This window comes from Streptomyces kebangsaanensis (genome assembly GCF_001906585.1).
Classification (GTDB): domain Bacteria; phylum Actinomycetota; class Actinomycetes; order Streptomycetales; family Streptomycetaceae; genus Streptomyces; species Streptomyces kebangsaanensis.
In genome coordinates, this window is the sequence record NZ_JUJA01000146.1 from 168,961 (window position 1) to 191,474 (window position 22,514).

At 71.7% G+C, this 22,514-nt stretch carries 18 protein-coding genes, 1 tRNA gene and 1 riboswitch; of the genes, 15 read left to right on the top strand and 4 right to left on the bottom strand.

Features of this window, described 5'->3' with window-relative positions:
• Window positions 1–210 precede the first annotated feature (210 nt).
• Window positions 211–654, bottom strand: a complete 444-nt coding sequence (locus tag RH94_RS23105; protein ID WP_073949534.1) for a hypothetical protein — start codon at window positions 652–654, stop codon at window positions 211–213.
• A 206-nt stretch (window positions 655–860) separates the two neighbouring features.
• On the opposite strand from RH94_RS23105, the gene RH94_RS23110 reads away from it, so the two are divergent.
• The 14 genes from RH94_RS23110 (at window position 861) to RH94_RS23180 (ending at window position 17,463) form a co-directional block, all read left to right on the top strand.
• Window positions 861–1,817, top strand: coding sequence for a hypothetical protein (locus RH94_RS23110; RefSeq protein ID WP_073949536.1), 957 nt, complete (start codon window positions 861–863; stop codon window positions 1,815–1,817).
• Window positions 1,818–2,073: 256 nt separating this feature from the next.
• Window positions 2,074–3,816, top strand: coding sequence for a M16 family metallopeptidase (locus RH94_RS23120; RefSeq protein WP_073949539.1), 1,743 nt, complete (start codon window positions 2,074–2,076; stop codon window positions 3,814–3,816).
• A gap of 170 nt (window positions 3,817–3,986) precedes the next feature.
• The gene (locus tag RH94_RS23125) at window positions 3,987–4,814 is read left to right on the top strand and encodes a glycoside hydrolase domain-containing protein (RefSeq protein WP_073949541.1); all 828 of its coding nucleotides are present in this window, start codon (window positions 3,987–3,989) and stop codon (window positions 4,812–4,814) included.
• 132 nt (window positions 4,815–4,946) lie between these two features.
• Window positions 4,947–5,579, top strand: a complete 633-nt coding sequence (locus tag RH94_RS23130) for a SurA N-terminal domain-containing protein (protein ID WP_073949543.1) — start codon at window positions 4,947–4,949, stop codon at window positions 5,577–5,579.
• Window positions 5,576–6,643, top strand: coding sequence for a nucleoside triphosphate pyrophosphohydrolase (locus RH94_RS23135; protein WP_073949545.1), 1,068 nt, complete (start codon window positions 5,576–5,578; stop codon window positions 6,641–6,643). The genes RH94_RS23130 and RH94_RS23135 overlap by 4 nt, the downstream gene beginning before the upstream one ends.
• 170 nt (window positions 6,644–6,813) lie before the next feature.
• Window positions 6,814–8,094: a cytochrome P450 family protein gene (locus RH94_RS23140; protein ID WP_073949547.1), complete on the top strand. Its 1,281-nt coding sequence runs from the start codon at window positions 6,814–6,816 to the stop codon at window positions 8,092–8,094.
• Between the two features lie 228 nt (window positions 8,095–8,322).
• Window positions 8,323–9,375: a LysM peptidoglycan-binding domain-containing protein gene (locus tag RH94_RS23145; RefSeq protein WP_073949549.1), complete on the top strand. Its 1,053-nt coding sequence runs from the start codon at window positions 8,323–8,325 to the stop codon at window positions 9,373–9,375.
• A gap of 183 nt (window positions 9,376–9,558) precedes the next feature.
• A riboswitch (cyclic di-AMP (ydaO/yuaA leader) is annotated at window positions 9,559–9,725 on the top strand.
• Between the two features lie 4 nt (window positions 9,726–9,729).
• The gene (locus RH94_RS23150) at window positions 9,730–10,440 is read left to right on the top strand and encodes a LysM peptidoglycan-binding domain-containing protein (RefSeq protein WP_073949551.1); all 711 of its coding nucleotides are present in this window, start codon (window positions 9,730–9,732) and stop codon (window positions 10,438–10,440) included.
• Window positions 10,441–10,668: 228 nt separating this feature from the next.
• The gene (eno, locus tag RH94_RS23155) at window positions 10,669–11,958 is read left to right on the top strand and encodes a phosphopyruvate hydratase (RefSeq protein WP_073949681.1); all 1,290 of its coding nucleotides are present in this window, start codon (window positions 10,669–10,671) and stop codon (window positions 11,956–11,958) included.
• A gap of 207 nt (window positions 11,959–12,165) precedes the next feature.
• The gene (locus RH94_RS23160; RefSeq protein WP_073949553.1) at window positions 12,166–12,642 is read left to right on the top strand and encodes an FtsB family cell division protein; all 477 of its coding nucleotides are present in this window, start codon (window positions 12,166–12,168) and stop codon (window positions 12,640–12,642) included.
• Between the two features lie 25 nt (window positions 12,643–12,667).
• Entirely contained in the window at window positions 12,668–13,207 is a 540-nt protein-coding gene (locus RH94_RS23165; protein WP_073949555.1) for a DUF501 domain-containing protein, read from the top strand.
• A complete protein-coding gene (locus RH94_RS23170) occupies window positions 13,204–14,169 on the top strand; it encodes a Ppx/GppA phosphatase family protein (RefSeq protein WP_073949557.1) in 966 nt (321 codons plus the stop codon). Before RH94_RS23165 ends, RH94_RS23170 begins: the two co-directional genes overlap by 4 nt.
• 435 nt (window positions 14,170–14,604) lie before the next feature.
• A complete protein-coding gene (locus RH94_RS23175; protein WP_073949559.1) occupies window positions 14,605–15,987 on the top strand; it encodes an NAD(P)/FAD-dependent oxidoreductase in 1,383 nt (460 codons plus the stop codon).
• Window positions 15,988–16,152: 165 nt separating this feature from the next.
• Window positions 16,153–17,463, top strand: coding sequence for an SAM-dependent methyltransferase (locus tag RH94_RS23180; RefSeq protein ID WP_073949683.1), 1,311 nt, complete (start codon window positions 16,153–16,155; stop codon window positions 17,461–17,463).
• Between the two features lie 77 nt (window positions 17,464–17,540).
• Here the strand turns inward: RH94_RS23180 and RH94_RS23185 are convergent, their stop codons facing one another.
• Together RH94_RS23185 and RH94_RS23190 are read right to left on the bottom strand one after the other, a co-directional pair.
• A complete protein-coding gene (locus tag RH94_RS23185; protein ID WP_073949561.1) occupies window positions 17,541–20,069 on the bottom strand; it encodes an ABC transporter permease in 2,529 nt (842 codons plus the stop codon).
• A 50-nt stretch (window positions 20,070–20,119) separates the two neighbouring features.
• The gene (locus RH94_RS23190) at window positions 20,120–20,890 is read right to left on the bottom strand and encodes an ABC transporter ATP-binding protein (protein WP_073949563.1); all 771 of its coding nucleotides are present in this window, start codon (window positions 20,888–20,890) and stop codon (window positions 20,120–20,122) included.
• 401 nt (window positions 20,891–21,291) lie between these two features.
• Here RH94_RS23190 and RH94_RS23195 point away from each other — a divergent pair.
• Window positions 21,292–21,378: transfer RNA gene (locus RH94_RS23195), tRNA-Leu, on the top strand.
• A gap of 101 nt (window positions 21,379–21,479) precedes the next feature.
• Here RH94_RS23195 and RH94_RS23200 read toward each other — a convergent pair.
• Window positions 21,480–22,412, bottom strand: coding sequence for a hypothetical protein (locus tag RH94_RS23200; protein WP_073949564.1), 933 nt, complete (start codon window positions 22,410–22,412; stop codon window positions 21,480–21,482).
• Window positions 22,413–22,514: the final 102 nt, after the last annotated feature.

A 22,514-nucleotide genomic window follows, 5' to 3' on the forward strand; every position in this document is an offset into this window, starting at 1 on the left:
GCCCGAGGACCGGGCACCCGCCGCGCCCCGGGGTACGCCCCGGGGCGCGGCGTCGCGTCCGGCGTCGGCTCCGCCCGTCCCGTGTGCGCGCCCGGGGACGGTTCGCTCCGGTCCGCGCGGGCTCGGGACTCCTTGCGCAGTGCGTCGACGATGAGCCGCGTGAGTTTCCGCGCCGTCGCCTGGCTGGGCCGGCGCCGCCTGACCGACAGGTCAGCGCGTCACCGGGAACGCCGCCACGAACCGCGGCCCGTCTCCCAGGTGCTGGACCGGGAACGAGACCTTCAGGCCCTGCTCCTGGCCGGCCACCGACAGGTGGGTGACGTAATGCAGGCCGAAGAAGGCCTTCTTGGAGCCGCCCGCGGTGACATACGCGCGGGGGAGGTTGAGCACCAGCCTGCCCGGCTTCTTGCCGCGGTTGCCGTCGAAGAACAGCACGCGCTGGTTCGTCAGGACGATGTACAGCGGCTGGGGCGCCACCGTGGCCATCACCGTGCCCGCGCTGAGGATGCCGACCGCGGCGGCGGCGAGCGCCTGCCTGCCGATGGAGACCGAGCCGACCCCGGCCAGGCTCGTCAGCTCCACGTGCTCGTCCGCGAGGAGCAAGGGGGCGACGGCCTCGCGCAGTTGACGGGCGCGGCGGGCGTTCAGGGCCATGGGGAACTCCGTTGGGCGGGGCGGTCCCGGCGAGAGGCGCCCGTCGATCTTGACGGGCGGACGTTAGGGAGATCAGGTGAACATCAGGTGTACGGAAGGTGTGTGCACAGTCAAGCGGCAGTTGTTTTCGTGCCGCGTCCTGTGCCGCCCGACCTGCGGGCTTCCCGGTGCCGTCCCCGTCACCGGCCTCGCTTAGGATCCGCCGCATGTCGTTCGCCTCTTCCGCGTCCTCCCCGCCGCCCGACTTCGAGGTCGCCTCCGCCTTTCCCGAGGCCGTCCGGCTGCGGCAGGACGCCGCAGCGGGGGACTGGACCTCGGTGCGTCAGTACGTCGACTCCCTGCCGCAGGGCACCGACCGGGCCTTCGCGGTGCGCGTGCTGGCCGAGGTGCCGGGCGTCGAGCAGTCGCTGCGCGAGCTGGTCGCCACCGCTCCGGACGACGTGTTCGCCCTGACCGTGCTCGGCGCCCGCGAGATCGAGATCGGCTGGGAGATCCGCACCGCGGCGCGCGCCGAGGACGTCGGCCACGAGCAGTTCGCCGCCTTCCACGCGCACCTGCGGGAGGCCGAGAAACGGCTCATCCGGGCCACGGCCCTCGACCCGTCCCACGACGCGGCCTGGGCCGAGCGGCTCAACACCGCACGAGGACTGGAGCTCGGGCAGAACGAGGCGCGGCGCCGGTACGACCGGCTGGCCGCTCATCATCCGCACCACTTCACCGGCCAGGCCCGCCTGCTCCAGCAACTGTGCCCCAAGTGGGGCGGAAGCTGGCAGGCCGCCCACGGCTTCGCCCAGGAGTGCCTGCGGGGCGCTCCGGACGGGGCCCTGAACGGCGGTCTGGTCGCGGAGGCGCACCTGGAGCACTGGCTGGAGCTGCGGGAGGGGCGGGAACGCACCGAGTACCTGCGGCAGCCCCACGTCCACGCCGAACTCGTCGAGGCCGCCGAGCGCTCCGTGGCCCACCCGCACTACCGGCCCACCTACGGATGGGTCACCGTCCAGGGGTGCTTCGCCGCCCTCTTCTCGCTGATCGGGGACCGCGCACGGGCCGCCGCGCACTTCCGTGCACTGGGCAACCTGGCCTCGGAGTACCCGTGGAGCTACCTGGGCAAGCCGGCCGACGCCTACGTCAAGCACCGCGACGCCGCCCTCGCCCCGGGCTGACGGCCCACGGCACCGGGCATCCCGAGCCCGCGGGCCCGTAATCCCGCGGGCCCGTAATCCCGAGGGTCCACTGGGCCCGCCGGGTCCACCGGGTCCACCGGGTCCACCGGGTCCACCGGGTCCACCGGGCCCGCCGGGCAGGCCGGGCCCGCCAAGCAGGCCGGGCCCGCCGGATCCCCCCTCCCCGGGCACGCCCGACTCCCCCGGCACGCCCGAACCCCACCAACGTGACGAACACGCCGAACAGAGGCCGAAGATGAACCCGCAGGCCGCCGTCCACCGCACCGAGACCGACGGCATACCCACCCTCTTCGCACAGGCCGCCGGGCCGATGCGCGCCGGACTCGTCTTCCGCGTCGGCGTCGCCGACGAGACGCTGGCCAGGGCCGGCGTCACCCACCTGGTGGAGCATCTGGCCCTGCACCGCCAGGGTCTGGCCGACTACCACTTCAACGGCGCCACCAAGGCCGCCTTCACCCACTTCCACGTGGAGGGCTCCGAACACGAGGTGGTCGCCTACCTGCAGGGCGTCTGCGCCTCCCTCGCCGCCCTGCCCATGGAGCGCCTGGAGACCGAGAAGGAGATCCTGCGCACCGAGGAGTCACGGCGCGAGACCCCCCAACTGCCGCTGTGGCGCTACGGCGCCCAGGGATACGGTCTGGTCAGCTACCCGGAGTGGGGTGTGCGGAACCTGGGCCCGCAGGACGTGGAGGCCTGGGCGCAGACCTGGTTCACGCAGGGCAACGCCGTGCTGTGGGTCGCCGGTGAGCGTCTGCCGGCCGGGCTCACGCTCAGGCTGCCCGCCGGTCCGCGCCGTTCCCTGCCCGCCGTCACCTCCGCCCTTCCCGCCACCCCCGCCTACTTCTCCGACGGTACGGGCGGCGTGCTGCTGGACGCCGTCGTCACCGACAGCACCGCCGCCCGGCTGTACGCGGGCGTTCTCGAGCGGGAACTGTCCCGCGCCCTGCGCCAGGAGGGCGGCTACTCGTACACGGCGGCCACCGACTACACCGCGCGCCGTGACGGTTTCGCCCTGGTGACGGCCTTCGCGGACGCCCTGCCCGCCAAGCAGGACGCGGTGCTCGGCGGCTTCGTCGACGTCCTCGCCGGGCTCCAGGCGGGCCGGATCGGCCAGGGCGACCTGGACGCGGTCCGCACCCGCGCCGACAGTGCGCTGGCCGCGCCCGACGCGGCCGTACTGCGGCTGCCCGGCGCCGCGGAGGACCTGCTCGCCGGACGGCCCTCGCGCACCCTCGACGAACTGCGCGCCGAGTTGCGGGCGGTGACGCCCGAGGACCTGCACACGGTGGCCGTGGAGGCGGCGGGAACGGCTCTGATGCAGGTGCCCGGTGGGCACAGCGCGGACTGGGCCGGGTACACGGAGGCCCCGACGGGTTCGTCGTACGCCGTGACCGGGCGGCGGTTCGCCTCGAGGAGCCGTGACGGTTCGGCGCTGATCGTGGGCGAGGAGGGGGTCAGCGTGACGGCGGGCGCGCGGGACGGCACGGAGCACGCGGCGACCGTGCCCTACCGCGCCTGCGCGGCCATGCTGAGCTGGCCGGACGGCGGCCGTCGGCTCATCGGCACCGACGGTCTGGTCGTCGACCTGGAACCCGGTCTGTACGGCGTCGACGCGCACACCATGGCGACCGTGGACGCCGCCGTGCCGCCGACCGCGGTGGTGTGGATGCCGCCCCGGCAGCGGACGCCCGCGCCGGAACCGGGACCGGCCCCTGACGGGAGCGGCGCGTCCCGCGCAGGTTCGCCGGGCCGGGCCGCGCCCACCCGGCGGACCGGCGGCCAGACGGCGACCCTGGTCGTCTTCGGGCTGCTCAGCGCCCTGTTCGCCTTCCTGGCTCTCTCGTTCACGGTCTTCGGTGCCGACGATCCGGAGACCAGCACCGGTGAGTGGCTCGCCATCGCGGGCTTCATGTGGGGACTCACCGGCCTGCTGGCCTGGCCGGCTGTCGGCGTCCTGCGCCGTACCCGGCGGATGTGACCGGTGGCGGGGGCCGCCGTTACCACCTGCCGCAGGCGACATACATGTTTTTGCTGTGCCTTGAGTGATTTTTGCGGCCGGTGAGACGAATACTTTGGGGCCCGGAGGGGGTGCGTCGGTTACCGTGCTCCGGTAACGCGCACGGCACGTACACGACAACAGGGGTGGGGATGGCCGAGCACCGGCAGTCGAAGAAGCGCAGGTACATCACGTGGGCGGCGGTCGGGGCCGTCGTCGCCGCCGGTGCCGGGATCGCGGCGCAGACCTCCATGGCGGCCACCACCTGGCCCGCGCAGAAGACCTTCACCGGCCGCGCCTTCGACACCTGCACGGCGCCCTCGCTGAGCGCCATGAAGGCCTGGAACACCGGGTTCTACGGCGCCGCCGCCGTCTACATCGGGGGCAAGAACCGCGGCTGCGCCCAGCCCAACCTCACCGCCTCCTGGGTGAAGTCGGTCAGCTCCATGGGCTGGAAGCTCATCCCGCTGTACGTCGGCGCCCAGCCGCCCTGCCAGAAGAGCGCCAACCCCGAGCGGCTCACCGCCGCCACCGCCGCCTCCCTCGGCACCGCCGACGCCAAGGACGCGGTGGCCAAGTCGGCGGCGCTCGGCCTCAAGGCCGGCAGCCCGGTCTACCTCGACATGGAGCCGTACGACATCACCGACAAGGCGTGCAACGACGCCGTGCTCACCTACGTCCGCGCCTTCAACAAGGAACTGCGCGCCAAGACGTACCGGGCCGGCTACTACGGCTTCACCAGCTCCAGCGCCAAGGCCGTCGCCACCGCGACCGACAGGACCGACATGCCGGGCAACCTCTGGTACGCCCTGTGGGACGGCAAGAACACCACGACCACGGACTGGCCGTTCGGCAAGACCCAGTACACCGATCACAGCCGCGCCCACCAGTACATGGTCAACAGCAAGGAGACGCGCGGCGGGTACACCCTCACCGTCGACCGCGACGCCTGGGACGCGCCGGTGGCGATCACGGGCTGACGGAGAGGCGGCGGTGCCCGAAGTCGCGGTGAATCGTTGGTCCAATGGCTTGGCCGGAGCCCGGCCGCTGCCTACTATCGATCACCGCAAGACTTTGTGCACCGTCGCACAATCTCCAAACGGGAGGTCTCCTTGCACCGCCGCCGTCGCACCGCGCTCGTCCTGTCCGCCGCGATCGTCGCGGCGGCCCCCCTGCTCACCGCCTGTGGAAGCGACGCGCATCCCGGCGCGGCAGCTGTCGTCGGCGGGCAGCGGATCACCGTGGCGCAGCTGCAGAACAGGGTGAACGAGGTGCGCGAGGCGCAGCGGTCCGCGGTCTCCGAAGAGGCGCAGTACCAGCAGGTCGTCGCCCAGACCGGCACCCTCACCCGGGACACCCTGCACCGGATGGTGCTCGACCGGGTGCTCGACCGCGCCGCCGGGAACGCCGGCATCGGCGTCACCCGCCGCGAGGTCCAGCAGCTGCGCACCGAGCTGGAGCAGCAGGCGGGCGGCGCCAAGGCGCTGGAGAACACCTGGCTGCACCAGTACGGAGTGCCGCCGCGGCACCTCGACGAGAACCTGCGCCTGCAGCTGGAGGCGCAGAAGCTCGCGGACCGGCTGCAGACCGACACCGGTCAGCCGGCCTTCTGGAAGGCGCTGTCCGACGCCTCCGCCGAACTGGACGTCGACCTCAACCCGCGCTACGGCGCCTGGGACGCGCAGAAGACCAGCCGGGTGGACGCGAAGGCGTCGTGGCTGCGGGACGTCCCGGCCGCTGAATGACCCGGGGCGGTGCCGGCCCGGTGCGTTACGTTCGGAGCGTGAACACCACCAGCGCGACCACCTCCGAAGCGGCCCCGGGCCGGATCGTCCTGCTCACCACCAGCCACCGGGTCGCCCCCGGGCTGCTGTCCTGGCCCGCCTGGCAGGCGCTGCGCACGGCCGACCGGGTGCTGTGCGCGGACGGGGCGCACCCGCAGCTGCCGTATCTGCGGGAGGCCGGGATATCCGTCGCCGAGGCGTCCCCGACCGCCGAGGAACTGGTCGACGCGTGCACCGGCGGCCGTACGGTCGTGGTCGTGGCCACCGGCGAGGGCGAGCCCGCCCTGACCGACGGCCTGGCCCGCCTGGCCGGCTCCGGCCGTGTGAACATGCCGGAGCTGGAGCTGCTGCCCGCCTCCTACGACCTGCCGGGCGCCCGCCTGCTCGACCTCGTCCAGGTCATGGACCGCATCCGCGCCGAGTGCCCCTGGTCGTCGCGGCAGACCCACGAGGGCCTGGCGAAGTACGGCATCGAGGAGGCGTACGAGCTGGTCGAGGCGATCGAGGACGGCGACCGGGAGGAGCTGCGCGAGGAGTTGGGCGACGTCCTGCTCCAGGTGGTCTTCCACGCCCGTATCGCCGAGGAGGACCCCGAGGAGCCGTTCTCCGTCGACGACGTGGCCGGCACCATCGTCGCCAAGCTGATCCACCGCCACCCGCACGTCTTCGGCGAGGAGACCGCCGAGACCCCGGAGGACGTCAAGGCGCACTGGCTGCGCACCAAGGCCGCCGAGAAGCAGCGCACCTCCGTCACCGAGGGCATCCCGCTCGGCCAGCCGGGCCTCGCGCTCGCGGCGAAGCTGGCGTCCCGGGTCCGCACGGCGGGCCTGGACGTCCCGCTCCCGAAGCGGGAGGGCATCGGCTACGAACTGCTGTCCCTGGCGGTCCGGGCAGAGGCGGAGGGAGCGGACCCGGAGTCGGCGCTGCGGGCGGCGGCACGGGCCTACCGGGACGCGATCCGGACCGCGGAGGGCCACGAGGAGCACAAGGAGCACGAGGAGAAGGACGCCCGGGGCCGGCAGTGAGCTGATGACCAGGGTCCTGTGGACGCTGCGGAAGCGGCGCCGTGCCCGTGCGGCGCCGTCGGCCGGGGCATCGGGGTCGAGCGATGCGACGTGACGGCCCCTGATCCACGGTGCCCTCGCTCCGGCCCCGCGGTGTGCGGGGCCCTCGGCGGCCCGGATACCGTCGGGGAGTGACCAGCCGGCCCCAGCTCCCCAGCACCGCCCCCGTACCCCCCGAACTCTTCACCTGGGAGTTCGCGAGCAACCCCTACCCCGCCTACGCCTGGCTCCGCGAGCACGCCCCCGTGCACAGGACCCGCCTCCCCAGTGGGGTCGATGCCTGGCTGGTCACGCGGTACGCCGATGCCAAGCAGGCTCTCGCCGACAACCGCCTCTCCAAGAACCCGGCCCACCACGACGAGCCCGCGCACGCCAAGGGCAAGACCGGCATCCCCGGTGAGCGCAAGGCCGACCTGATGACGCACCTGCTCAACATCGACCCGCCGGACCACACCCGCCTGCGCCGGCTGGTCAGCAAGGCGTTCACCCCGCGCCGCGTCGCCGAGTTCGCCCCCCGCGTGCAGGAGATCGCCGACGGTCTCATCGACGCCTTCGCCGGCCGCGGCACCGCCGACCTCATCCACGAGTTCGCCTTCCCGCTGCCCATCCACGCCATCTGCGACCTGCTCGGCGTCCCCCGCGAGGACCAGGACGACTTCCGGGACTGGGCCGGGATGATGATCCGGCACGGAAAGGGCCCCCGGGGCGGAGTCGCCCGCTCGGTGAAGAAGATGCGCGGCTACCTCGCCGACCTCATCCACCGCAAACGCCAGGCCCTGCCCGCCGAACCCGCCCCCGGCGAGGACCTCATCTCCGGTCTCATCCGCGCCTCCGACCACGGCGAGCACCTCACCGAGAACGAGGCCGCCGCCATGGCCTTCATCCTCCTCTTCGCCGGCTTCGAGACCACTGTCAACCTCATCGGCAACGGCACCTACGCCCTGCTCGCCCACCCCGAGCAGAGGGACCGGCTGCAGCGGTCCCTCGCGGAGGGGGACAGGGGCCTGCTGGAGACGGGAGTGGAGGAACTCCTGCGCTACGACGGCCCCGTGGAGCTGGCCACCTGGCGCTTCGCCACCCGCCCGCTCACCATCGGCGGGCAGGACATCGCCCCGGGCGATCCGGTCCTCGTCGTCCTCGCCGCCGCGGACCGGGATCCGGAGCGCTTCGCCGACCCCGACGTCCTCGACCTCGGCCGACGTGACAATCAACACCTCGGGTACGGGCACGGCATCCACTACTGCCTCGGCGCCCCGCTCGCCCGCCTGGAGGGCCAGACCGCCCTCGCGACCCTGTTCACCCGCCTTCCTGACCTCCAACTCGACGTGGAGGCAAGCGACTTGCGCTGGCGCGGCGGGCTCATCATGCGCGGTCTGCGGACCCTGCCCGTGCGGTTCGCGCCGCACTCCTAAGTCCGGACAGAGCCGGACAAGGGCCGTGCGCGGGCCCTGCCCCGGCTCTGCGGCCGCCGCCGGCGAGCGCAAAGGTGACACGCGCTCAGTCGCGTGACCTTCACGTGATCTACGCGGCATTAACTTGTGACAAGCGATCGACAGCGGCTACCTTCACCCATCAACGTCGCGGCATCCAGCCGTATCCGCCGCCACGTTGATCACTGCTGTCGGTTGAAAGGTCTCCGCATGCTCTCCGGGAACGGTCGTCACCGTCGCCCCCGTCAGGCTCCGGCTCTCCTCGTCGCTGCCGGAGTGACCGGGTCCGCCATCGCCATCCCGCTGATGGCCGCCTCCGGCGCCAGCGCGGCGGACGGCACCACGTGGGACAAGGTGGCGGGGTGCGAGAGCGGCGGCTCCTGGAGCGCCGACACCGGCAACGGCTACTACGGCGGGCTGCAGTTGACCCAGGAGGACTGGGAGGGGTACGGCGGCCTCGACTACGCGCCGAGCGCCGACCAGGCCAGCCGGTCCCAGCAGATAGCCGTGGCCGAGAAGATACTCGCCGACCGGGGCCCCGGCGCCTGGCCGACCTGCGGACTGATCTCCGGGCTCAGCAAGAAGTCCGGCGCGGCGAACGTCGACACCGGCGTGGGGGGCGGTTCGTCCGATTCCTCCAACCCGTCCGAAACGCCCGCCCCTTCCCTGTCGGGCGGCCTCGGCCTGTCCGGCTCGCCGCAGGGGTCGGGCAGCTCGTCCGGTTCGTCGGACTCGTCCACCGTCGAGTCCGACGCGGCGGGATCGCCGAGCGCGACTCCGGCGAAGCCGTCGCCCTCGACGCCTTCGCCCGGCAAGGGGGGCGACTCGTCCAGGCCCGACACTTCGCCCGAAGTCGACGCGAGTGCCCCCTCGGTGTCCGACACCTCGCCCTCCATTGCGCCCGAATGGGACAACTCGGGCAACTACGGCTATGTCGAAGGCGCTTCGGCGCTGGTCGACACCGGCGCGCTCGGCACCGGCCGCCACCGCGGGGGCAGTGCGGTCGAGGAGCCGGCCGACGGCCGCGCGGACGCTTCCTCCGGCCGGCATGCCTCACGCGGCGGCAACGACGCGCGCACCAACGCGAACAGCTCCTACACCGTCCGCTCCGGCGACTCCCTCGAGTCCATCGCCGACTCCCTCGGCCTCCAGGGCGGATGGAGCGCGCTGTACGACGCGAACAGGCAGGCCATCGGTGCCGACCCGGACCGCGTCGCCGCCGGTCAGACCCTGGACATCCCTGCCGAAACGGCCTGGAAGTAGCGGGAGTTCACGTCACGTTTCATGTGGAATGTCCCTTTCGGGGAAAGTGTGGGATGAGTCTCAGAAGCCCTGATCGTCTTTGATATTCCGCGGATCGCGTGTCTACGGTCGTGACCGCTCGCCATCGCGAGTCCCGGCCGCCGCGAACGCCGAATCCTGCCAGCGGCCGCACGGGAACAGTCGTCGCGTCAAGCGCCGCAGGCAGGAGCGGGGGACCCAAGGTAAGTGCCGCACCGGGCAGTTGACGGAGCGGCTGGGGGTGAAGCCGCGCCTCACGAAGGAGGCGCGGCCGGGCAACCCAACCGGCCCGAACCCGACAGCTCACCTCGCAGGCGTCGGTGAGGGGATCCATCCATGCTGTTCTCCGGCAAGGGCAAGCACCGTCGTCCGTCCAAGGTCACGCGCGTCGTCGCGCTCGCCGGTGTCACCGGCACCGCCGTCGCCGCCCCGCTGATGGCGGCCGGCGGCGCCTCCGCCGCCACCGCGTCCGAGTGGGACGCGGTCGCCCGGTGCGAGTCCGGTGGCAACTGGTCCATCAACACCGGCAACGGCTTCTACGGCGGCCTGCAGTTCACCGGCTCCACCTGGGCCGCGTTCGGCGGCACCGCCTACGCCCCGCGTGCCGACCTGGCCACCAAGTCGCAGCAGATAGCCGTCGCCGAGAAGGTCCTCGCGGGCCAGGGCAAGGGCGCCTGGCCGGTCTGCGGCAAGGGCCTGTCCGGCGCCGCCTACAACGGGGGTGCCCCCTCGTCGTCGGGCGCCGGCGCCAAGAGCGGCGGCTCCGGCGGCTCCGCGAAGAGCGGCGCCACCGAGCGCTCGACCGAGCAGCGGGCCGCCGGCCGCTCCGCGACGCGTCCGGCCCCGCAGAAGACCGTCACCACCCCGACCGGCGAGAAGGTCAAGAAGGGCGACGGCGAGTACAAGGTGGTCTCCGGTGACACCCTCAGCACCATCGCCGAGCGGCACGGCGTCCAGGGCGGCTGGCAGAAGCTGTTCGAGCTGAACAAGGACGTCGTCGACAACGCCGACCTCATCTACCCGGGCCAGCAGCTGCACCTGAAGTAACCGGCCCGCCCCCGTCCCCGCGGACTCCCCGCCCCGGTGCGCGTCCCCCGTGCGCACCGGGGCGGGGCCTCTTCTTTGTTCCGGGAAGAAACAAAGGATACCGTCAGCTTGTCCCGCCCCGTCCACGGGGCGGTCGGTCGGACGGCCGACGGCCCCGGACGGTTAGGCTCTAGACGCAAGGCTCACACGCCCCGCACTTCAAGCGTCACATCCACGAAGGAGATGCTCGTGCCGTCCATCGACGTCGTCGTAGCCCGGGAAATCCTGGACTCCCGAGGCAACCCCACGGTCGAGGTCGAGGTCGGCCTCGACGACGGCAGCACGGGCCGTGCCGCCGTCCCGTCCGGCGCCTCCACCGGCGCCTTCGAGGCCATCGAGCTCCGCGACGGCGACCCCAACCGCTACCAGGGCAAGGGCGTCGAGAAGGCCGTCCTCGCCGTGATCGAGCAGATCGGTCCGGAGCTCGTCGGCTACGACGCCACCGAGCAGCGCCTGATCGACCAGGCCATGTTCGACCTGGACGCCACCGACAACAAGGGCTCGCTGGGCGCCAACGCCATCCTCGGCGTCTCCCTCGCCGTCGCCCACGCCGCCTCCGAGGCGTCCGACCTGCCGCTCTTCCGCTACCTGGGCGGCCCCAACGCGCACCTGCTGCCGGTGCCGATGATGAACATCCTGAACGGCGGCTCGCACGCCGACTCCAACGTGGACATCCAGGAGTTCATGATCGCCCCGATCGGCGCCGAGTCCTTCTCCGAGGCCCTGCGCTGGGGCACCGAGGTCTACCACACCCTGAAGAAGGTCCTGAAGAGCAAGGGCCTGTCCACCGGCCTCGGCGACGAGGGCGGCTTCGCCCCGAACCTCGGCTCCAACCGCGAGGCCCTGGACCTCATCCTCGAAGCGATCAAGGAGGCCGGCTACACCCCCGGCGAGCAGATCGCCCTCGCGCTCGACGTCGCCGCCTCGGAGTTCTACAAGGACGGCACGTACGTCTTCGAGGGCAAGGAGCGCTCGGCGGCGGAGATGACCGAGTACTACGAGGAGCTGGTGGCGGCCTACCCGCTCGTCTCCATCGAGGACCCGCTGTTCGAGGACGACTGGGCCGGCTGGAAGGCCCTCACCGACAAGCTCGGCGACAAGGTCCAGATCGTCGGCGACGACCTGTTCGTCACCAACCCGGAGCGCCTGGCCCGCGGCATCGAGGACGGCGCCGCCAACGCCCTGCTGGTCAAGGTCAACCAGATCGGTTCGCTGACCGAGACCCTGGACGCCGTCGAGCTGGCCCAGCGCAACGGCTTCAAGTGCATGATGTCCCACCGCTCCGGCGAGACCGAGGACGTCACCATCGCCGACCTGGCCGTCGCCACCAACTGCGGCCAGATCAAGACCGGCGCCCCGGCCCGCTCCGAGCGCGTCGCCAAGTACAACCAGCTGCTGCGCATCGAGGAGATCCTCGACGACGCGGCGGTGTACGCGGGCCGCTCGGCCTTCCCCCGGTTCCGCTCCGCGGACCAGTAGGCACAGCGCTCCGCGGACCAGTAGGCACAGCGCTCCGCGGACCAGTGGGCACAGCGCTCCGCGGACCAGTAGGCACAGCAAAGCCTGAGCCGTGAAGAGGCAAGGCTTCGCCCGTCGTACGTACGTCCCCGTACCCGGTCCCGTACCGTGTGCGGGGACGTACGCACGTGTGGGCGGCGTGCACGGCACGAACGGGAGGCGGGGACGATGGCCGTCAAGGACCGGGACCGGTTCTCCACCGCGACCAGGCTCAGACTGCTCGGCGAGCAGACCGCGGCCCGCGTCTACCGCTCCCAGACCCGGCGCCAGGCCCGCCGCTCCCGGCTCACCGGCCGCGCGGCGCTGCTCGCGCTGGTGGTGTGCTCGCTGGTGGTCGCCCTGGCGTACCCGATGCGGCAGTACGTCTCCCAGCGCGCCGACATCGCCGACCTCGAGCGGCAGAAGCGGCAGGCCCAGCAGCGGGTGGAACAACTGCGCGACCTCAAGGCACGCTGGCAGGACGACGCCTACGCCGAGCAGCAGATCCGGCAGCGGCTGCACTACGTGAGGCCCGGGGAGACCGGCTACGTCGTGATCGACCCGGGCCCGGCCAAGCAGTCCCGCGCCGAGCAGGGCACGGCCCGCCGCCCCTGGTACGCCAACGTCTGGGACGGCGTCGACAGGTCCGACGCCTCCGTCCAGTGAACCCACAGAGAGACATACGCAAGGCATGCACACCCCACCGCCGCCCACCCCGCGCACCGAGCCCACCGACGCGGACGTCGAGGCGTTCAAGCAGCAGCTCGGGCGGCCGCCGCGCGGGCTGCGCGCGATCGCGCACCGCTGCCCCTGCGGACAGCCGGACGTCGTGGAGACCGCCCCGCGGCTGCCCGACGGCACACCCTTCCCCACGCTGTACTACCTGACGTGCCCGCGCGCCGCCTCCGCCATCGGCACCCTCGAGGCCGAGGGCGTGATGAAGGAGATGACCGAGCGGCTGGCCGCCGACCCCGAGCTGGCGGCGGCGTACCGGGCCGCGCACGAGGACTACGTCCGGCGCCGGGACGAGATCGAGGAGCTGACCGGCTTCCCGAGCGCGGGCGGCATGCCGGACCGGGTCAAGTGCCTGCACGTCCTGGTCGCCCACTCGCTGGCCGCCGGTCCCGGTGTGAACCCGCTCGGCGACGAGGCCATCGCGATGCTGCCCGAGTGGTGGCGCAAGGGCCCCTGCGTGACGGTGCCCGAGGGCCACGAGGAGGACGAGCAGTGACCCGGGTCGCCGCCGTCGACTGCGGTACGAACTCCATCCGCCTGCTCGTCGCGGACGCGACTGTATCCAACAGCGCCTCCGGCGCGGGCACCACCGGCGAACTCGTCGATCTTGACCGCCGTATGACCATCGTGCGGCTGGGCCAGGGCGTCGACCGCACCGGTCGGCTCGCCCCCGAGGCGCTCGAGCGGACCTTCGCGGCCTGCCGCGAGTACGCCGGGATCATCAAGGAGCACGGCGCCGAGCGGCTGCGTTTCGTGGCCACCTCCGCCTCCCGGGACGCCGAGAACCGTCAGGAGTTCACGCGCGGGGTGATGGACATCCTCGGCGTCGAGCCGGAGGTGATCTCCGGCGACCAGGAGGCGGAGTTCTCCTTCACGGGCGCCACGAAGGAACTGACGGGGCGCGGGGACCTCGCCCGGCCCTTCCTGGTGGTGGACATCGGCGGCGGCTCGACGGAGTTCGTCGTGGGCGACGACCACGTGCGCGCGGCCCGCTCGGTGGACGTGGGCTGCGTCCGTATGACCGAGCGTCACCTGGTGCGGGACGGCGTGGTCACCGACCCGCCCACCGAGGAGCGGATCGCCGCCATGCGGGCCGACATCGAGGCCGCGCTCGACCGCGCCGAGGAGACGGTGCCGCTGCGCGAGGCGCGCACGCTGGTGGGTCTGGCCGGCTCGGTGACGACGGTGTCGGCGATCGCCCAGGACCTGCCCGCGTACGACTCGGCGGCCATCCACCACTCCCGCGTCTCCCGCGACCGCGTCCGCGAGATCACGAGGGCGCTGCTGCACTCCACGCACGCCGAACGCGCCGCGATCCCGTCCCTGCACCCGGGCCGCGTCGACGTCATCGGCGCGGGCGCCCTCGTGCTGCTGACGATCATGGAACGTGTCGGCGCGGAGGAGGTCGTCGTCAGCGAGCACGACATCCTCGACGGCATCGCGTGGTCGGTGGCGTAGGTCTCGTCGGCTACTGGTCAGTAGCGTCCGCGTGAGCGGGTCGGATACCGTGTGAGCGGTGCTCGGGGGGCCTTTTTCGAGGCCCTTCGGAGCGTCCCTCCGAGAAGCTTCGTGAAGTTATTCACAAGGAAACCGCCCAGGTCTGGGGGCAAAGGGGTCTCCGTGGGCCCGTCCGGGGGCTCGGCAGGCACGAAACGGCGCTCGGGGGGAAACTGGGCAGGAGTTCCGCAAGGGCCGTTCGGCCCTCCCTCGCGGGACCTCCGGCAGTGCAGAGGAGCAGCTCACACGGTCTTGACAACGGTCCGAACCGGACGGCGGCCGCCGTCCGGCGACGGGGCCTGCGGAAGAAGGGGCGCGGACTATAACACAGGCCCCGCCCAAGCTTGTGAAGGGGCGCACGAACCACCCCCTCCGGGTGGGGGGATACTCGATGCCATGAGCACCACGGAGCGTCCCAGGATCCTCGTAGTAGGCGGTGGGTACGTAGGCCTGTACGCGGCTCGGCGCATCCTGAAGAAGATGCGCTACGGCGAGGCGACCGTCACGGTCGTCGACCCCCGGTCGTACATGACCTACCAGCCCTTCCTCCCCGAAGCAGCCGCCGGCAACATCTCCCCCCGGCACGTCGTCGTCCCGCTGCGGCGCGTGCTGCCCAAGGCGGAGGTCCTCACCGGCCGGGTCACCACCATCGACCAGGACCGCAAGGTCGCCACGGTCACCCCGCTGGTCGGCGACTCCTACGAACTGCCCTTCGACTACCTGGTCATCGCGATGGGCGCGGTCTCCCGCACCTTCCCGATCCCCGGCCTCGCCGAGCAGGGCATCGGCATGAAGGGCATCGAGGAGGCCATCGGCCTGCGCAACCACGTCCTGGAGCAGCTCGACAAGGCCGACTCCACCACGGACGAGGAGATCCGCCGCAAGGCGCTCACCTTCGTCTTCATCGGTGGTGGCTTCGCCGGCGCCGAGACCATCGGCGAGGTCGAGGACATGGCCCGGGACGCGGCCAAGTACTACCGGAACGTGTCCCGCGAGGACATGCGCTTCATCCTCGTCGACGCCGCCGACAAGATCCTCCCCGAGGTCGGCCCGAAGCTCGGCCAGTACGGCAAGGAGCACCTCGAGAGCCGCGGTGTGGAGGTCTACCTCTCCACCTCCATGGAGTCCTGCGTCGACGGCCACGTGGTGCTGAAGAACGGACTCGAGGTCGACTCCAACACCATCGTGTGGACCGCCGGCGTCAAGCCGAACCCGGTGCTGGCCCGCTTCGGCCTGCCGCTCGGCCCCCGCGGCCACGTCGACACCCAGCCGACCCTCCAGGTCACCGGCACCGACTACGTCTGGGCCGCCGGCGACAACGCCCAGGTGCCCGACCTCGTCGGCCGCGAGGCGGGCAACGAGAACGCCTGGTGCCCGCCGAACGCCCAGCACGCGCTGCGCCAGGCCAAGGCCCTCGGCGACAACGTGATCTCCGGCATGCGGGGCTTCCAGCAGAAGCCGTACAAGCACGCCAACAAGGGCGCGGTCGCGGGCCTCGGCCTCCACAAGGGCGTCGCGATGATCGTCATGGGCAAGATGAAGATCAAGCTCAAGGGCCGTCTCGCCTGGTACATGCACCGCAGCTACCACGGCATGGCCATGCCGACCTGGAACCGCAAGATCCGCGTCTTCGCCGACTGGACCCTCGCCATGTTCCTCAAGCGCGAGGTCGTCTCCCTCGGCGCGATGGAGAACCCCCGCGAGGAGTTCTACGAGGCCGCCAAGCCGGCGCCGGTCGCCGCCGCGAGCAAGACCGAGGAGAAGGCCAAGGCGTCCTGACGCCCGGTCACCGAACGACCCGAAGGGCCTCCCGCCATCCGTGGTGCGGGAGGCCCTTCGGGGTGTTTGCCCATCCGTGACCCCGTTGCGGGACTGCGTCACGGGCGCCCGGGTGTTTACGTGGTGGATGACATTCCGGCGTTCGTCGTCACGGAGGTGTTCACCATGCCCGACGCCGCGCTGCGGCTCACGAGACTGCTCGAACAGTTGCTGGGGACCCCGCTCCCGGTACGGATCCGCGCCTGGGACGGTTCGCAGGCAGGGCCGCCCGGGGCACCGATGCTCGTCGCACGCAACCGCCGCGCCCTGCGACGGCTGCTGTTCAAACCCGGTGAACTGGGCCTGGCCCGCGCCTGGGTGGCCGGCGACCTGACCGTCGAGGGAGACCTCTACACCGCCCTGGACCTGATCGCCGGCCTCGTCTGGGAGCGCGACGAGGACGCCCCCGGACTCACCCGGACCCTGCGCGACCCCGGGGCGCGGGCCGCCGTGCGCGGACTGGTGAGGCTGGCCGGGCCCCCGCTGCCGCCCGCCCCGCCCCGCGAGGAGGTCCGCCGGCGCCGCGGCCGCTTGCACACCAGACACAGCGACAGGCGCGCCATCAGCCACCACTACGACGTCGGCAACGACTTCTACGAACTCGTCCTCGGCCCGTCCATGGTGTACTCCTGCGCCTACTGGCCGGCCCCCGGACCCGGCGCCACCCTCGAACAGGCCCAGCACGACAAGCTCGAACTCATCTGCCGCAAGCTGGACCTGAAACCCGGCCGGCGCCTCCTCGACGTCGGCTGCGGCTGGGGCTCCATGGCCATCCACGCCGCCCGCGAGCACGGCGTGAGCGCCGTCGGCGTCACCCTGTCCCGGGAACAGGCCGCGTACGCCCGTAAACGCGTCGCCGACGAAGGGCTCACCGACCGGGTGGAGATCCGCGTCCAGGACTACCGGGACGTGGACGACGGCCCGTACGACGCCGTCTCCTCCATCGGCATGGCCGAACACGTCGGCGCCGCCCCCTACCTGGAGTACGCGCGCGCCCTGTACGCCCTGCTCGGGCCCGGCGGACGGCTCCTCAACCACCAGATCGCCCGCCGCCCGCAGCGCGACGAGTCGACGTACCGGGTGGACGAGTTCATCGACGCCTACGTCTTCCCCGACGGCGAACTCGCCCCCCTCGGCACCACCGTCACCCAGCTGGAGCGCGCCGGGTTCGAGGTGCGCGACGTGGAGTCGCTCCGCGAGCACTACGCGCTCACCCTGCGCCGCTGGGTCGCCAACCTGGAGGCGCACCGGGACCGCGCGGCACGACTCGCCGGCCCCGGCCGCGCCCGCGTCTGGCAGCTGTACATGGCGGCCTCGGCCGTCGCCTTCGAGCGCAACCGCATCGGCGTCAACCAGGTGCTGGCCGTGAGGCCCCCCGAGTCCGGCGGCTCGGGGATGCCGCTGCGGGCCCGTACGTGGGGCGCGAAGACCGCTTGACGGGTACGACCGATCGGCGGGCACGCGCGAAGGGCCTCCGTTCCACGGCGGAACGGAGGCCCTTCGCGCGCGTGCGGCTACTCCGACTTGATGGCCTGCAGCATGTTCAGACGGGCCGCGCGCCGGGCCGGCCACAGGGCCGCCAGCACACCGACCGTCGCCGCCAGCAGCAGGAAGACGGCCAGCCTCCCCCAGGGCAGGACCAGTTCGTACGTCGCCATCCTCGTGCCGAGCAGTTCACCGGCCGCCCAGCCGAAGAACACGCCGAGCCCGATGCCGAGGACGCCGCCGAACAGGGAGATCACCAGGGACTCCAGCCGGACCATCCGCTTGATGCCCCTGCGGTCCAGGCCGATTGTGTGGAGCATGCCGATCTCCTGGGAGCGCTCGAAGACCGACATCGCCAGGGTGTTGATGACTCCGAGGACCGCCACGACCACCGCCATGGCGAGCAGGCCGTAGAGCATGTTCAGCATCAGCGTGAACATCTGCGCGATGTTGTTGGAGATGTCCTTCTTGTCCATGATCTGGATGGCGGGGTTGGAGCCGAGGGCCTTCACCAGCTTGTCCTTGGCCGCGTCGGACGTGCCGCCGGCGGTCCTGACCATGACCTGCATGTCGGTGGGGTCCGACTGGTGCGGGGAGAGGGTGGCGTTGTCCAGCATGATCCCGCGGATCATCTCGTTGCCCTCGTAGACCCCGGCGACCGTCAGCTTCTGCTTCCCGCCGTCCTCGTAGGCGACGGTGAAGCTCGAACCGGCCTTCCACCGGTAGGACTTGGCGGTCTCGTCGTCGACGACGACCCGGGTGCCGCCGACCGTGAAGGAACCGTCCTTCACCTTCAGGTCCGTCAGCTCGCCGATCGCGGAGCCGTTGACGCCGGTCAGGTACTCGGTCTCGCCCTCGATGCGGGAGGGTGCGTTGCGCAGCGGGCTGGTGGCGGTGACGCCCTCGGTGGCGCGCAGCTTTTCGCCGATGTCCGGGGAGAGGGAGTTGCCGTTCGCCATCGACACCACGTAGTCGGCGCGGAGCGCGGACGAGGCCATCCTGTCGATCGCCTGCTGCAGGCTGCCCGCCATCACCGTCATACCGGTGATCAGGGTCAGGCCGATCATCAGCGCGGCCGCGGTGGCCGCCGTACGGCGCGGGTTGCGCACCGCGTTCTGCCGGGCCAGCCGGCCGGCGACACCGAAGGTGCGCAGGACCGGCGCCGTGGCGGCGATCAGCGGGCGGGACAGCAGCGGGGTCAGGACGAACACGCCGATGATCAGCAGCACCGCGCCGAGACCCATCGGGGCCTGGGCGGAGTCGGCGTCCATCGTCGTGGCCGTCAGGACCACCGCGACACCGGCCCCCGAGAACAGGGCGCCGACGGTGTTGCGCAGCACCAGCGACCTGGTGGTCGCCTTCGCGTGCAGGCCGCTCATCGCCGCCACCGGCGGGATCTTGGCGGCGCGGCGGCCGGGCAGCCACGCGGCCAGCATGGTCACGAGGATGCCGACCGCGAGGGCGCTGACGACCGTGCCGGGCGTGATGACCACCGGTCCCTCGGGGATGGTGGCACCCAGCGCCTCCATCAGGGACTTCAGTCCCGCGTTGATGCCGATGCCGGCGACCAGACCGGTCACGGCGGCCACCGTGCCCACGACGAACGCCTCGATCAGCACCGACCGGGTGACCTGCCGGCGGGAGGCGCCGACCGCGCGCAGCAGTGCCAGCTCCTTGGTGCGCTGGGCGACCAGCATGGAGAAGGTGTTGGCGATGATGAACGTGCCGACGAACAGCGAGATCCCGGCGAAGACCAGCAGGCCCCGCTTCATCCCGCTCATCGAGTCCGCGATCATCCGCGCCTGGTCGTCGGCGAGCTGCTCGCCGGTGGTCGTCCGGGTCCTGTCGCCGGGCAGCGCCCGGTCCAGCTGCGCCTTCAGCGCCGCCTGGCCGACGCCCGCCTTCGCCTTCACGTCGATCTCGTCGTACGTGCCCGGCTTGCCGAACAGCTTCTGCGCGGTGGCCGTGTCGAACAGGGTGAGGCTGCCGCCGGCGGCGACGTTGCCGTCGTCGGTGGTGAAGATGCCCGTGACGGTGGGCGTCAGGACGGGACCGTCGACGGAGACGCGCAGGGTGTCGCCGACCTCGTAGCCGGCGCGGCGGGCGGTCTCGGAGTCGATGAGTACCTGGTCCTCGCCGTGCGGGGCGGTGCCGGACTTCAGCGGGTACCGGGGGTCCTCGCTGCCCCAGTAGTTGCCGCCCTGGGACCGGAAGCCGTCACCGATGAGCTTGCCGTCCTTGTCGGCGATCGCGGTGAAGCCCCGGACGACACCGATGGCGGAGGCGGCCCCCGGCACGCGGGCGCTGTCGTCCAGCAGCTCCTGGGTCAGCTCGGCCCGCTTGCCGACCTGGTCGCCGCTGCCCTCCTGGTACGTGGCCTCCACGGCCACGTCGACATGGGTGAAGCCCTTGGCGGAGCTGTTCTGGAACGCGTTCGAGAGGCTGTTGGTGAAGACCAGGGTCCCCGACACGAAGGCGACGCCGAGCATCACGGCGAGCACGGTCATGAGGAGCCGGGCCTTGTGCGCGAGTACGTTGCGCAAGGCGGTGCGGAACATGGTTCTGTCTCAGTCCATATGTATGTGTACGGGGTGGGCGGGGAGGGGGATCAGCTGGTGCGGCCCTTGCCGTCGAACTGCTTCATGCGGTCCAGAACGGCATCCGCCGTCGGCCCGTACACCTCGTCCACGATCCGCCCGTCCGCGAGGAAGACGACACGGTCCGCGTACGCCGCCGCCACCGGGTCGTGGGTCACCATCACCACCGTCTGGCCGAGTTCGCGCACGGAGTTGCGCAGGAAGCCGAGCACCTCGGCGCCGGAGCGCGAGTCGAGGTTCCCGGTGGGCTCGTCGCCGAAGATGATGTCCGGCCGGGAGGCCAGCGCCCGGGCGACGGCGACGCGCTGCTGCTGACCGCCGGACAGCTGGGAGGGCCGGTGGCCCAGCCGGTCGGCGAGCCCGACCATGCCGATCACGGAGTCCAGCCACTGCTGGTCCGGCCTGCGGCCGGCGATGTCCATCGGGAGGGTGATGTTCTCCAGGGCCGTGAGCGTGGGCAGCAGGTTGAACGCCTGGAAGATGAAACCGATCTTGTCCCGGCGCAACTTGGTGAGCTGCTTGTCCTTCAGCGAGCCGAGCTCGGTGTCACCGATGCGCACCGAACCGGAGGAGAAGGTGTCCAGGCCCGCCACACAGTGCATCAGCGTGGACTTGCCGGATCCGGACGGCCCCATGATCGCCGTGAACTCGCCCTGCGGGAAGTCGACCGAGACCCGGTCGAGCGCGACCACCTGGGTCTCGCCCTGTCCGTAGATCTTCGACAGATCCCTGGCGCGCGCGGCCACGGCGGTGGTCCGGCCGGCGATGGAAGAGGTGGTCACGGGGGTGCTCCTGACGGGACGACGACGTTCTCGGGGGGACGTGAACCATCGTCGCGGCCGATCCGGCCCGTGGAGTCAGCCGCAGTTCCGGTTCCGGGGGCCGACTCAGGTCGGACCGCGGCCGGGCACGTCATACCTGGGGTTGACGACCGTCCCTGAGATGGCCTCTGACCAAGGGGGTTGAGAACAGGTGGAGCGACCTGGTTTGGAGGGTGAAATTCCGTCATTCCGCATACGCAGCCGACCACCGCACGCAAGGCTGTTGGCAAGTGCCGATGGCCACTCCATGTGGCTGATGCTCCATCAGTTACCAATGAAATAAGACAACATGATTCGACCCGCCCGCCGCTCGGGGAGGGCATCCCGATAGGCTCGGAGCCCCAGCGCGGACCCCATGGCCTGCCCGGATGGTGGAAAGCAGACACGGCGAGCTTAAACCTCGCTGCCCCTTCGCGGGCGTGCCGGTTCAAGTCCGGCTCCGGGCACCACGCGTTACCCACGGTCAGCTTTTGCGGACCGTCCGTACGGCTCCGGTGCCGTGTGTGTTCCGGGGCCGTCCGATCGTCAAGTTCCCTGGCTGCGCCGGTGCTCAGCGGCGCATCGGCAGCTCCACCAGGCCGGCCAGCTCCGTGTCGGACGCCGGTCTGAGCGTGGACAGGATGTGGCGGGCCGCGGGCAGGTCGGCGGCCCGGAGGTTGTGCAGGGTCACGGTGTAGACCAGGCCGGCGCGGCGCAGCCGCAGTTCCCGGTACCCGTAGTCGCCCTGGTGGGTCACCAGCAGGCGGCCGCCGCCGTCGTCCGTGCAGACGATCGGGTCCCCGAAGGGGACGGGGCAGCCCCGGGCGTCGGCGCGCCGGGTGTCGTGTCCCTCGCGTGCCACACCGAGGTCCAGTCCCTCCGTGCCGGGCCGCTCGTAGGCGGCGTCGAAGCCGTCCTCGCTCGCGCCCACGGATCCCAGTGTGTAACCGGGAGGCGGATCGCCGACCCGGAGCAGGGCGCGGTCCACGCCGTTGGCGGTGAGCCATGCGTCGAGGGTGGGGGGCTGGACGGCGGCCCACGCGGCGTACACCGTGCCGGCCGCGAGGACGGTCGCCGCGGCGAGGACGGCCGGCCGGGTTCGGGTGCCGGGCAGGAAGAACGCGGCCGCGACCGCGTACCAGATGCCGCCGGCCAGGCAGAGCAGACGGGTGTCCGTCAGGAGGCGGAGGTCGGCCTGCAGGTCCAGCATGACGGTCCCGAGCGCGCCGGCCGTGCCGAGCCCGTACACACCCGACACCCACCCCCACAGGCCGCGCTTCTGCCGGGTGAGCGGCACGATCGGGCGGGCCGTGGTGCCGAGGACCGCGAACACGGCCGCTGCCAGGGAGATGACGAGGGCGAGGGTGAGGGCGACGACCGCCGCGCTTTCGGTGAAGAGGGCCAGCAGCACCGCGTAGAACTGGATGCCGGTCAGGAAGGAGCCGACGAACCAGGCGGCTGCCAGGTGGGAGACGACGGGCCCCGCCGTGTTCTTCGGTGTCATGTTCAAGACCACGCCAGGCAGGCGCACACGGTTCCTTGATCGAACCGCGGCGCGCGGCCGCTCGGGTGCGGGGACACCATTGACATCGGGTGAGTCCGGACG